Here is a 13178-nt window from a genome sequence, read left to right as displayed (position 1 = left end):
AATGCAGTCCATGGAATGAACCAGTTGAAGAACAAGATGCGCAATAAAGGTCGCCAGGTGAAGCAATTGGCTTTAAGGATAGCTCAAGGCCTTTATGCGCGAGCCTACATTAAAGCCAAGGGAGACGCCCTCGGCTTCGACCCGGTTTTTTATCTTAACCAGTACCCGGACATTAAAAACTCGGGCACCGACCCTTTTAGTCACTACGTTTTTCATGGTCGTAAAGAAGGACGTGTCGGTCACTCCCCAGTACTGCATCAGAGCAGTCTCGAACTTGTGCAGCTTGATCCTTCACGGGATACCGTAATTGTTGTCAGCCATGAGGCCTCCAGGACCGGAGCCCCGATCCTGAGCTTAAATCTGATCATGATGCTCAAACGTCACTACAACGTTATTGCAATGGTGTTGGGTGGTGGCGAATTGACAGACGAGTTCAAGGACTCCGGCGCTGTGTTTATTGATTGCTCAGGGCTGCGATTTAATCCAGATCACGCACGCGTACTGATCGATAAAATCTGCAGCCTCAACAAGATCAAGTTCGCGTTGATCAATAGCATTGAATCCCGTGTCGTGTTGCAAGGACTGGCGGCCAACTTCGTTCCGACGATCAGTTTGCTTCATGAGTTTTCCGCCTACACCCGCCCCAAAACAGCTTTTGTGGAAACCATGTTCTGGTCAACACGCACCGTGTTTTCTTCCTCGGTGATTCATCAGAGCGCTGTCCGGGACTTTCCGAATCTGGCGACCTATCCAGTACATATTCTTCCTCAGGGGCGTTGCGAGGTTAAATTTGCCAACTTGGACGAAGAGAAAGTTGCAACGGAAGAAGCGCGGCTGAGAAACACATTTGAAGCGCTGAAGAAGGGAAATAAACGAATCGTTCTTGGCGCGGGATTGGTTCAATTGCGCAAGGGCGTGGATCTTTTTATTGACTGCGCTGCCCGCACTCTTGAAAACGGTGATATGGACGGTTTGCACTTTGTCTGGGTCGGCAAAGGCTATGACCCGGAAAATGATGTGCAGTATTCAGCATATCTCCACGACCAGATTATGCGTGCGGGCCTTCAAGATCACGTTACGTTCATTCCTGAAACTTCGGCGATTCATGTGGTTTACGATGAGTCCTCGGCAGTCTTGATCACCTCGCGCCTAGATCCGCTGCCGAACGTGGCCATTGATGTGATGAGCCTGGGACTTCCTGTGCTTTGCTTCGACAAAACAACGGGCATCGCTGACTTCCTCACTGAGTGCGGCCTTCGAGAGGCTTGTGTAGCACGCTATCTGCATGTCCCGGATATGGCGCAGAAGCTGAGCGTCCTGATGGCCAACGAAGCCGTCGCCTCGTCTATCGGAGAGACTCTCAAGGAAGCATCGACGCGTAAATTCGCCATGCAAACCTACATGGATGGCTTGGAATCAATTGCGCAGGAAGCAATTGCTCAGGCGGCGCAAGAAAAGCTCGACCACACCACCATCGAGCAAGCGGGCGTCTATAGAGACGACTTCATCCCGCGTTATCATAGAACAATTTCCGACTTCGACACATTGCGCATGCATGGCCGATCCTGGGCCAACAACATCAAGGAACGGAGATTGTTTCCTGGCTTCCACCCAGCCGTTTTCGCCGAGCAATCCGACGATTACAAGGCTGGCCAGAACCCTCTCGCCTGCTACCTACGGGCTGGCAAACCTGAAGGCCCCTGGATTCATGAGGTATTGACCCCCGCCTCCCCGATCAATGCTGAAGTTGAAGGCGGCCGGATTGCGCTACATGTTCACGTCTTCTATGCTGACTTGTTCGGACATATCCTCGACTGCCTATCCGTTAATAGGGTACGTCCTGACTTATTCCTGAGTGCCCCAGACGAAAAGGTCAAGGCAGAACTGGACGTAGTGAGCGCTAATTACCCTGGCAATGTGATCGCAATCGAAGTGGTGCCGAACAAAGGCCGTGATATTGGTCCTTTCTTGAGCGCATTCAATCATCGTCATCTACGTGAATATGACATTGTCGGCCACCTGCACACCAAAAAGAGCAAGGATCAGAGTAATCCAGAGGTAGGCAGTGTCTGGTACGATTTCCTGATCGAAAACCTGTTGGGACGAACCAATCCGATGGCCGATGTCATCACTTCCAGACTGCTAAGTGATTCGCGCATGGGCATGGTGTTTGCGGATGACCCACATATTGTCTGCTGGGGTAAAAATCGTCCTTACGCCGAAGCGCTCCAAGAGCGCCTTGGCCTGAATCCTTTGCCGGAAAATATCATATTTCCAGTTGGGACTATGTTCTGGGCGCGGACCGAAAGCCTTCGCTCGCTAGACGCGCTGGAGCTAACTTGGTCGGACTATCCCGATGAGCCACTGCCGTACGATGGCAGTATGCTGCATGCGCTGGAGCGTTTGTTTCCACTCATCGTGCAAAGCAATGGCTATGACATTGCATTGACCAACGTTAAAAGCATTACGAGATAAAATGAAAATATTAATCTTTGGTGGTGGTGGTTTCATTGGCTCGGCAATCGCCGACCGCCTGCTGGCTGATGGTCATTCGCTGCGCATCTTCGAACGACCGAGGGTGGAGCCCTATCGGAAATTCGAACCGACCGAATCCGTAGAATGGGTGACCGGCGACCTGATGAGTACACATGACGTCAGCGAAGCCGTCGACGGAATGGACGCGGTACTGCACTTGGTGTCCACCACACTGCCGAAAACCTCGAACGACGATCCGATTTATGATGTCCAGACTAATCTGGTCGCGACGCTGCAAATGCTCAACGCTATGGTTGAGAAGGGCATCTCTCGCATCCTGTTCATCTCCTCCGGCGGCACCGTATATGGTGCTCCGAACTACCTGCCAGTCGATGAGGCGCACCCTACCGATCCGCAGGTGTCGTACGGCATCACCAAGCTAGCCATCGAAAAGTACATTCTTATGTACCAACACCTTCATGGCATCAAGGCGACCGTGCTGCGGGTGACCAATCCATACGGCGAGCGCCAGCGTGTCGAAACCGCCCAAGGCGCTGTCGGGGTGTTCTTGAGCCGCGCATTAAAAAACGAGTCGATCCAGATTTGGGGGGACGGCAGCGTCACTCGCGACTACGTCTATGTTTCGGACGTCGCGGAAGCCTTTGCCTTGGCTCTCAAATACGACGGTCCCCACAGCGTTTTTAACATCAGCTCTGGCTCCGGTGTCAGCATCAATGAGCTGATTGAAAGGATCGAGACTGTCGTCGGTGACACGATAGATAAGCAATACCTTCCTGGCCGACCGTATGACGTACCGGTGAGCGTTCTTGACAATGGCTTGGCGGCCCGGGAATTGAAATGGGCACCCAAGGTTCGTCTTGAAGAAGGCCTGATGCTGACCAGCGCCTGGATGAAGAGAACGATGGGGAAATGATGGCATCTCCCGATATCAAAGTGTCGGTCGTCATTCCCACGAAAAATGGTGGAAGCCGCTTCCGTTTAGTCTTAAGGGCTGTTCTGGCACAGCAGACGGACTGGCCCTTTGAAGTCATTGTGATTGATTCCGGATCGAGCGATGAAACCTTGGCCATTGTTCGGTCGAACCCCACAGTTCGCATCATTGATGTCGAACCGACTGACTTCCAGCACGGACGCACACGCAATATTGCTATCAAGCATGCAAAAGGCGAATTTATCGCCATGATTACTCAGGATGCGCAGCCAGTTACAGATAGCTGGCTGCGCTGTCTGGTCAACGCAATCGAAGCAGATGCGCAAATCGCCGGAGTCTTCGGCAGGCATATCGCCTACGACGATGCGTCTATCTTCACGCGCGAGGAGTTGGTCCTGCATTTCTCGGGCTTTCAAAAACAGCCCGTATCGCAACTGACAGATACGGAGCGTTACCGGACCGACACTGGTTACCGGCAATTCCTGTACTTCTTCTCCGACAACAATGCACTTATCCGGCGCTCGGTCTGGGAGCGTCACCCTTACCCGGAGGTAGACTTTTCCGAAGATCAGGCATGGGCGCGCATCATCATTGAGGCCGGTTTTAAGAAAGCCTACAGCCACGATGCCGTCGTCTATCACTCGCATAACTATGGTCTTTGGGAACGCTTCCAACGAAGCTTCGATGAAAGCATGGCACTGGATCAACTCTTTCATTACAACCAGCCCAAAGGTTTGCTGGTGCTATTGAGAAATTGGATCGGATTGACACTGAGGGATCTCAAATCGGTACGTCAACACCTCCCTGAAGAGGGATGGAGGTTGATACTGCTGGCAATCAGAATGCCCATCGATAATCTCATGCGAGTATCTGGCAGTTGGCTGGGAGTCCGGGCTGCCTTCAAATCTCCAGCGCTTATTGCGTTTTGCTCGCGTGACAAAAAACTTAAACGGGTGAAACGTTAACTGTGAATGCTCATTTGCTTGCAGCTCAAATCAAAAAGTCTCTGAACCACATCAGGCAAGAAGGCCTCTCCTCTTTCCTCAGCATATTGTCACGCCGTTTCAGAAGCTCGCGCTCGCTGTTCACCAAGCCTGACGTCGTACATTCCTATCGCTTCCTGAAATTCGCACCGGCCGTTCAGCAACCAGACAATGCCTTGGCCAACGGCGACAAAACCGTCAATTGGTATATACCTCCCATTGGAAAAGGCTCTGGCGGGCATCTCAATCTTTTCAGGTTCATGCAACATATCGGAAACCTCGGTTTCATAAATCGGGTCATCATTGTTGAGGACGATGGCGAACAATCCATTGCCAAAATCAAATCGACGATCCGGTCTTGGTTCGACGTCGACAATGTAGAGATTTACTACGTCAATGGGGTGGTTCCCTCAGCTGCCATATCAATCGCTACTTCGTGGCAAACCGCTTATGCAGTAAAGAACATCAGCGCCACAACCCATAAGTGCTATTTTGTGCAAGATTATGAACCTTGGTTCTACCCTGCGGGCACCGAGTACGCGCTAGCAGAGCAAACCTATCGATTTGGCTTCCATGGCTTTACAGCTGGAAGCTGGCTGTCCAGCCTGCTGAACCAACAATTTGGCATGCAGGCGACTGCACTTGGTTTTTCATATGATAGAGCGCTATACAAGCCTCATACCACGGCTGATCGAGGGGCTGCCAAACGCGTCTTCTTTTATGTACGACCACCGACAGCGCGAAGGGCTTTTGACCTCGGCGTATTGGCTCTGGCAGAGCTTGCTCAGCGGGTTCCTGATGTAACAATTGTGATGGCAGGATGGGACGTACACCATTACACATTCCCGTTTGCCTGCGATCACGCTGGGCTGAAGAATCCCGCACAACTTGCTGAGCTGTACAGTGCTTGCGATGCAGCGCTGGTATTGTCGCTAACGAATCTGTCGCTGTTACCCCTCGAAATCATGGCCTGTGGTGTACCGGTTGTTAGCAATCGCGCTGAATGCACCGAATGGCTACTCAATGATGACATCGCGATGCTGGCTGAACCTACAGTCAACACGTTGGCGGATGCCTTGGAAAAGGTCTTGCGATCGCCACAACTGGCACGACAAATCAAGGAAAACGCCTTCGCGTTTGCAGCATCAGCTTCGTGGTCGGTGGAAGGGGACAAAATGGCTCGAAGACTTGAGGAGATTTTGTCCGGCCCGCAATCCTCGTAGCCCAACTGCACCTGTATCGATTGATAGTCGGGCCGCAAAAGTGCATAACCAGCCCCACCATTACAGGTGGCCAGATCTAGTCAAACTTTTATCCGGCACTTGGCGGCCCCAGAAAAATACTCTATGTAGCATCCTAGGAAAACGCCTTTTGAGCGCAACGGTTCCTGTCTTCGGCTCAGGCTCATCGACCTCGAACAATTCAAAACATCTCCTGACGATACGGATGGGGGCTATTGTCCTGGCAGTCAGAAACTGCATCGGCCATTTGACAGGTTTATTCTGTGGCGCAGCCGTCCCACATCAGACTTTGGCTCCTCGTATCGTGACGAACGACTTTCCTCTTGTTTTTCTCGCCTCAACCTCGATGAGGGATTGCTCCGGGTAAGCACGAAGTCAGCCTCTAAGAGATGATGAATGGAACGGGCATCTGGAAAACGCTTCCCGGGGTTGCCCCTCGAAGGCAGGCGTACGCTAGGCCCCTCTGCTAGCATGCCAATCCGAAAAAGAAATGGCGTAAAGGGTATAAGGGTGACGCCCACCCTTCCAAAGGATAAAATGGCGCCAATAACCCCAAACAACTGCGACAGCACTAAAAAGCCGATAAACAATGAAAATTATTGTAAATCCAGAGGACAAAACGATTGAGTTGATGCTGACATCTTTCTATGTTTTTCTGGCAGCAGGATTTTTTGTATTTTCAATTGGAGCAAAAATCCCTATTTCTTTCGGATTAGCATCCAATATCTTAGGCGCAGTGTTTATCCTATTAGCAGTTGTTTGGGGGCTTATTTTCTCTCACAAAGAAAGTTATGTGGCCAGCGCACTCAAACAAAAAAGCTCGATCTTGATATTTTTTTGTGCGCTCACAACTGGAATTATAACATCATCCATCAATAGACCTGATATCGATGATTCAGTCTATGCTCCGAAAGCGGTTTTTTACACGGAAAATCCGAGCAGCCTTATAAACAACTCAATAACCTGGGTGGCCGGAATTCCGACCGAAGCAAACTCTTTTGTCTTTCAGTATTACGAAGTGCTACAAGCATCTTCATCTTGGTTGCTAGGGGTCCATTTTCTTACTGCATATCATGTAATATTCCCCTTCTTAGTTGGCTTTCTTGCATTTTGCTCCATCTATCTTCTATTAGGCCTTTTTCATCGGGAGACTCGTATCAGGCTAGCAGGGGCTATTTTCCTTGTAATGTTAGCACTGTTACTCGGGGAAACTCATCGGACATACGGCAATTTAAGTATCGCCCGGGCATTTCACGGAAAGTTTGTCTTGTTTTATCTTGGTTTTTATAGCTGGGTCTATTTTTCAATTAAGTATTTCAACGAAAAAAAAGTGCGACAAATTTTACATCTATCTATAGTTTCCATTGCATTAACCACATTGACGACAACCAGCTTTATCTATGTTCCATTTCTAGCATTAACTGTCTACCTTGCCTTTTTTCTATCAAGGGGGGAATTATTTAGTAAAAGCACTTTGACGGTGGGAATTGGTTATTTTATTGCGCTTTTCCCAACTGCAATGCTGGCTTTGGATTTCAGGCAAGAAGCTCAGAAAGTAATGCCTGCCGGAAGCTCGATCAACTCGGGCTTCTCGGCCGACTTTCTTGACCAGATTGGTTATCTTATAAACAGCGAGTTCCCGTTGACACCATTTGTTTTTTTCCTTTCATTAATTTTTGTAGGCCTATTCTCACCCCATAGAAAATTGTTTATTTTATGGACGTTAATTCCCTTTGTAGTACTTTTAAACCCCGTTGTCTCGGGCTTTGTTATACGATACATAACTACAGAAAATGCTTATTGGCGAATGTTTTACCTTTTGCCATTTCCGCTTATCTCGGCAATTGCATTTTGCTCTCTAAGTCACAAGGCCCGGAATTTCAAACTCCTAGTTTCTTCGACATTTCTTTTGCTCGGCGGACTGACATTTATTTCACCTTCGTCAGTCTTCAGGCCAGGAAACGGTGCCGAGTTTGATCTTTTTAGTTATAAAATCCACGAGCCAATTCGTTCCTATGTGAGCAAGTTCGCAAACTCAATGAAACCTGGAAGTGTTTTTGCTCCGCTTGAAATTTCTGGCAATCTTATTATTTATTCATCAAAATTCCCACAGTATTACCTTAGAGAAGACTACCTAGGACTTATTGTTAGTAAGTATTCAGGTGAAAGCAATGCCCTGGAACGCAATTTAACTGCCAGCTATTTGTACGGTAGCTCAACGGATCCCGCTGCGAGGGACGCTTTTCATAAATTTGTCGACCAATACAAACCTGATTACTTAATACTAAATCCGCACGCTTCAAACAGTGCCGAGGCAGGCAGTTATCTGGCTGTGCGTGGTTATTCCTCGGACGCAATCGATGGATTTGATTATCAGACCTGGAGTAAGTAAGTGAGTAAAATTGTAGCGATATTGCAATCTAACTATATTCCGTGGAAGGGCTATTTTGACATGATCGCCGCAGTGGATGAATTTATTCTCTACGACGACATGCAGTACACGCGGCGCGACTGGCGTAACCGCAACCAAATTAAAACACCACAGGGTGTTCAGTGGCTGACGGTTCCTGTTATGGTGAAGGGCAAGTACCACCAAAAGATCCGCGAGACAGAAATCGACGGGGTTGAATGGGCGGCCGCGCATTGGAAAGCGCTGGTACAGAATTATCGCCGCGCACCACATTTTGCTGAAGTTGCCGCGTGGCTGGAGCCGATCTACATTCAGGAAACCTTCACTCACATTTCACAATTGAACCGTCGTTTTATTGAAGCTATTTGTAACTACTTAGGAATCAGTACTGTAATCACCAATTCATGGGACTACAGCCTACAAGAAGGTAAGACCGAGCGACTTGCCGATCTTTGTATACAGGCCGGCGGCACTGAGTACATTTCAGGACCTGCGGCAAAGGACTATGTCGACGAAAAAATCTTTTTAGATAAAGGCCTTAAACTCACCTGGTTCAATTATGCGAATTATCCGGAATATCAGCAAATGTGGGGTGAGTTTACACATGGTGTTACCATCCTCGATCTCTTATTCAACTGTGGCAAAGATGCCCCTCGATACATGAGGTACGTGGCATGAAGCTTTCAATCGTTGCAACTCTCTACAAATCTGGGCCTTATCTCAACGAGTTTTATGAGCGGGCAAGTACCACCGCACAGCAGCTGGTTGGAGAAGATTTTGAAATTGTTCTTGTAAACGATGGATCGCCAGACAATAGCTTGGATCTGGCCGTTAAACTCACGGAGCAGGATGTACACGTCGTAGTCGTCGACTTATCGCGCAACTTCGGTCATCACAAAGCGATGATGACTGGCTTAGCGCACGCCAAAGGGGAGCGAATTTATTTAATTGACAGCGATCTTGAGGAAGAACCTGAATGGCTAATGTGCTTTGGTGAACAGATGGATATCGAGCGCTGCGATGTGGTCTACGGCGTTCAGGAACGCAGGAAAGGAAGCTGGTTCGAGCGCTGGAGCGGTCAGTGGTACTATCGTTTCTTTAAGGCACTGACAGGTCTAGCATTAGCGGAAAATATTGTCACTGCTCGTTTGATGACACGTCGCTATGTTGAATCACTGTTACTCCATGAAGAGAGGGAAGTTTTCATGGCAGGTTTGTGGCATATCACTGGTTTTGATCAGCGCCCACATGCTATAAAAAAACATAATACCAGCGAAACCACATATACCTTTCGTAGCAAAATGTCCTTATTGGTCAACTCGGTGACGTCTTTCAGCAATGCACCATTGGTGAGTATTTTTTACATCGGCGTTTCGATTTCGTTATTTTCCTTAGCATATATCGCATACTTGGTTACGCACTGGCTCTTCCTTTCAAAGCCGTTAAGTGGATGGACCTCTGTGATGGCTTCAATTTGGCTACTTGGCGGCATGGTCATATCTTTTATCGGCGTGGTTGGAATCTACCTGTCAAAGATATTCTCCGAAACGAAGCAACGTCCTTATACCATTGTGAGGCACATCTATGCACAACAACAAGATTGATTTGCTCAACGAGGTAGCGACTTACTATGCCGAAAAACTTGCAGAGCATGGAGATACACCTCGTGGCGTCGATTGGAATGGTGAAGAAAGTCAAACCATACGATTTGAACAACTTTGCAAAATAATTGGCTCTGATAAAAACAATTTCACACTGAACGACCTTGGTTGCGGCTACGGCGCCTTGTTGGATTATTTGCAGGACAAGTACTCGACTCTTACGTACCTTGGAGTAGACGTCTCCCCCGAAATGATCCGCGCTGCGGGCCAAAGGCATGCTGCTGCACCTCGCGCCAGGTTCATCTCCTCAGCAAAGCCAGACCACGTATCCGACTATGGCGTGGCCAGCGGGATCTTCAACGTGCGTCAAGGTCGATCAAATGCCGAATGGTATGACTACCTGCAAAGCACCCTGGACGTGCTGGATAGCACCAGCAGGTTGGGATTCTCTTTCAACTGCCTGACCTCATACTCCGATGAGGACAAGAAACGCGACTACTTGTACTACGCTGACCCGTGCCTGCTTTTTGATTTATGCAAGCGCCGCTATTCCCCACAGGTCGCCCTGATCCATGACTATGGGCTTTATGAGTTCACTATCCTAGTCAGGAAAACGCCATGAAAAGATCGCTCGTAATTTTTGGCTCTGGAGAAATCGCACAACTTGCACATTACTACTTCAGCGCTGACTCCGACTATCAGGTTGTCGCCTTTACCGTCGATTCCTGTTATATCAAGGAATCTAACTTTTGCCACTTACCTATCGTCGCATTTGAAGACATTACCAAGAAATATCCGCCCGAAAATAATGATTTTTTCGTTGCACTGAGCTATTCGAAGCTTAACGCCATCCGCAAGGAGAAATTCCTTTCTGCGAAAGAAAAAGGTTACAAGCTAGCGAGCTTCGTCAGCTCTCACGCAACAGTGCTCAACAGCGGAGAAATCGGCGAAAACTGTTTCATCTTTGAAGACAATACGATTCAACCATTTGTGAAAATTGGTAACAATGTTACGTTGTGGAGCGGTAATCACATAGGCCATCACTCGATTATTCGTGATCATACTTTCATTGCGTCACATGTAGTTGTCTCAGGCGGTGTAGAAATTGGCGAGCAATGTTTTGTCGGGGTAAACGCCACATTACGGGACCATATTAAAATTGGAGATCGTTGTGTTGTAGGAGCAGGGACCCTGTTGCTCGAGAACGCAGCTCCCGATGGAGTTTATATCGGTGTACCTACAGAACGCTCAAGGGTGCCGAGCACAAGGTTAAGGGGCATATGACAAAATATTGGAAAAAGCTAGGTCAGCTTTACACCCCCAAGCCAGGCGGCCGGCACCCTAAACTAATTTCGCATGCGGCGAATCCTTTGCCTGTATATATGGAAGGCGATGTTTATCGTATATTTTTCAGTGGCCGTGATGAGCTCAATCGCTCCTCTGTAGGTGCTGTCGATGTCGATATTGTCCAGCGTAAAGTTATTAAAGAACACCACTTCCCATTTTTTGAGCACGGTCCGACCGGGAGTTTTTTTTCTGATGGCGTAAGCATTGGCAACTGTTACGAAGCTGATGGCGTCCGATATATGTTGTTCATGGGCTGGCAAAATCCCACAAACGGACATTGGCGGGGAGATATTGGCCGCCTGATCCTAACCACACAACTCACGCTGGAACTGGATAGCCTTGAACCCTTCATGGGCAACAATCCAGTCGATCCTATCAGCTTGTCCTATCCTTGGGTACTTGCGAGGCCATCAGGTGGTTTCCATATGTGGTACGGATCTACGCTTACTTGGGATGCCGGTAACAGCGAGATGTTGCATGTAATCCAGCACGCTTCATCTGATGACGGGAGAAACTGGAATCGAAATGGTTTAGCCGTCCCCTACGAGCTTGGACGAGCTCAAGCCTTTTCACGGCCTACCGTAGTGATGAGCGAGTGCGGGGATTTTGAGATGTGGTTTTCATATCGTAGCGGCGCCGGCGAGAAGTACCGCATAGGACACGCACGCTCCATGGATGGAAAAAAGTGGGAATTGGACCTGAACAGTGCGAGGATTGACGTCTCATCGAGTGGGTGGGACTCTGAGATGATCGAATACCCATTTGCGTTTTATCACTCAGGAGCTTTGTACATGCTTTACAACGGCAATGGGTATGGTAAAACTGGTTTTGGTTTGGCGGTCCGCGATGAGTGCTGAATCGGGTTCACCGTCTCAGATGGTTTTTCGGCAGTTTTTTAGATATGCAATGATTGGTGTGCTGACTAATTTCTGTGGTTATGCCGTCTACCTTTTCCTGACCTATTTATGGGGCGCTCCTAAGCTAACAATGACATTGTTATATTCGGTGGGTGCTCTGATCGGTTTCATTGCTAACCGACGCTTTACCTTTCGACATGACGGGCACATTGGCATAGCCGGTAGCCGCTACCTGTTGGTACAACTAACAGGTTATCTACTGAATTTATTATTACTGACGCTGTTTGTGGACTGGATGGGTTTTACACATCAACTCGTCCAAGCGGTATCTATCATTGTGGTTGCCGTCTTCTTGTTTGTGTTGTCGCGAGTATTCGTGTTCGCACCGCAACCGACCGAAAAGGAAGTAACACAGTCATGAGATGCTGCCTTAAGTGCGAACATGTTTTTTCTTCGGACGGATGGATTTGTCCAGTATGCGATTATGCTCCGGTCTTGTTGAACGGCGTGGTGGCTCATGCACCAGACCTAGCAAATGATGGTGGCGGTTTCAAGCCCCAGTATTTTTCTGAACTAGCCAGATTAGAAGCTACTAACTTCTGGTTTCGGGCCCGCAACAAAATTATTCTTTGGGCCCTCCGTACATACATGCCAGAACTTCAAAATTTTTTGGAGGTTGGATGCGGCACTGGCTTTGTATTGTCTGGCATCGCTGAAGCGCATCCGGAAGTAGCATTGAGTGGCAGTGAAATTTTCGCTACTGGTTTATCCCATGCTACTAAACGAATAAACTCTGCGAACTTCATGCAAATGGACGCGCGCCATGTGCCGTTCGTGAATGAGTTCGATGCTATAGGAGTCTTTGATGTGCTGGAGCATATTGAAGAAGATGAAGCTGTCCTCGCTCAACTTCATAAAGCCTTGAAGCCTAATGGAGTTTTGTTATTGACTGTACCCCAACATCCCTGGCTATGGAGCGCTTCCGATGAGTACGCCTGCCATGTACGACGATACACTCGCCTGGAAATAGAGGCCAAAGTTCGAACCTGTGGTTTTGAGCTTTTACATAGCACATCGTTTGTAACGACTCTTCTTCCGGCAATGATGCTTTCTAGAGAATTGCAAAAAAGAAACCCAGGTAGTTCCAACCCTACTGATGAGCTAAAAATTAATCCGTTTTTTAATAAATTATTTTACTCACTAATGATGCTCGAGCTTTTCGGGATTAAGCTTGGACTAAAATATCCTGTTGGCGGTTCCAGACTTATTGCGGCACGAAAAGTCTGAGTCTGCACGGCATGGAAGTATATTT

12 protein-coding genes are annotated in these 13178 nt (G+C 48.3%); all 12 read left to right on the top strand.

The window, feature by feature from the left end:
• Positions 1-15: 15 nt before the first annotated feature.
• Positions 16-2475, top strand: a complete 2460-nt coding sequence (locus tag BM321_RS00415; RefSeq protein WP_092441187.1) for a rhamnan synthesis F family protein — start codon at positions 16-18, stop codon at positions 2473-2475.
• 1 nt (position 2476) lies between these two features.
• Positions 2477-3409, top strand: a complete 933-nt coding sequence (locus tag BM321_RS00410) for an NAD-dependent epimerase/dehydratase family protein (RefSeq protein WP_092441186.1) — start codon at positions 2477-2479, stop codon at positions 3407-3409.
• On the top strand, positions 3406-4392 hold the full coding sequence (locus BM321_RS00405) for a glycosyltransferase family 2 protein (RefSeq protein ID WP_092441185.1): 987 nt from the start codon (positions 3406-3408) through the stop codon (positions 4390-4392). The genes BM321_RS00410 and BM321_RS00405 overlap by 4 nt, the downstream gene beginning before the upstream one ends.
• A gap of 2 nt (positions 4393-4394) precedes the next feature.
• On the top strand, positions 4395-5633 hold the full coding sequence (locus BM321_RS00400) for a rhamnosyltransferase WsaF family glycosyltransferase (RefSeq protein WP_092441184.1): 1239 nt from the start codon (positions 4395-4397) through the stop codon (positions 5631-5633).
• A gap of 607 nt (positions 5634-6240) precedes the next feature.
• Positions 6241-8043 (top strand): hypothetical protein, encoded by a 1803-nt coding sequence (locus tag BM321_RS29270; protein WP_139230432.1) that lies wholly within the window; start codon positions 6241-6243, stop codon positions 8041-8043.
• Entirely contained in the window at positions 8044-8739 is a 696-nt protein-coding gene (locus BM321_RS00395; RefSeq protein ID WP_092441183.1) for a WbqC family protein, read from the top strand.
• The gene (locus tag BM321_RS00390) at positions 8736-9665 is read left to right on the top strand and encodes a glycosyltransferase family 2 protein (RefSeq protein WP_092441182.1); all 930 of its coding nucleotides are present in this window, start codon (positions 8736-8738) and stop codon (positions 9663-9665) included. The genes BM321_RS00395 and BM321_RS00390 overlap by 4 nt, the downstream gene beginning before the upstream one ends.
• A complete protein-coding gene (locus BM321_RS00385; protein WP_092441181.1) occupies positions 9646-10284 on the top strand; it encodes a class I SAM-dependent methyltransferase in 639 nt (212 codons plus the stop codon). The genes BM321_RS00390 and BM321_RS00385 overlap by 20 nt, the downstream gene beginning before the upstream one ends.
• A complete protein-coding gene (locus tag BM321_RS00380) occupies positions 10281-10946 on the top strand; it encodes an acetyltransferase (RefSeq protein ID WP_092441180.1) in 666 nt (221 codons plus the stop codon). Before BM321_RS00385 ends, BM321_RS00380 begins: the two co-directional genes overlap by 4 nt.
• Positions 10943-11866: a glycoside hydrolase family protein gene (locus tag BM321_RS00375; protein WP_092441179.1), complete on the top strand. Its 924-nt coding sequence runs from the start codon at positions 10943-10945 to the stop codon at positions 11864-11866. The genes BM321_RS00380 and BM321_RS00375 overlap by 4 nt, the downstream gene beginning before the upstream one ends.
• Complete coding sequence (locus BM321_RS00370) at positions 11856-12287, top strand: GtrA family protein (protein ID WP_092441178.1); 432 nt, start codon at positions 11856-11858, stop codon at positions 12285-12287. The genes BM321_RS00375 and BM321_RS00370 overlap by 11 nt, the downstream gene beginning before the upstream one ends.
• Positions 12288-12361: 74 nt before the next feature.
• Positions 12362-13153 carry a class I SAM-dependent methyltransferase gene (locus BM321_RS00365; RefSeq protein WP_256573352.1) on the top strand — a complete coding sequence of 264 codons (792 nt, stop codon included), beginning with the start codon at positions 12362-12364 and terminating at the stop codon, positions 13151-13153.
• Positions 13154-13178 lie beyond the last annotated feature (25 nt).

It is taken from the genome of Pseudomonas sp. NFIX10 (assembly GCF_900111955.1).
GTDB classification, from domain to species: Bacteria; Pseudomonadota; Gammaproteobacteria; order Pseudomonadales; family Pseudomonadaceae; genus Aquipseudomonas; species Aquipseudomonas fluorescens_AA.
This window is presented reverse-complemented; position numbering and strand designations above follow the sequence as displayed.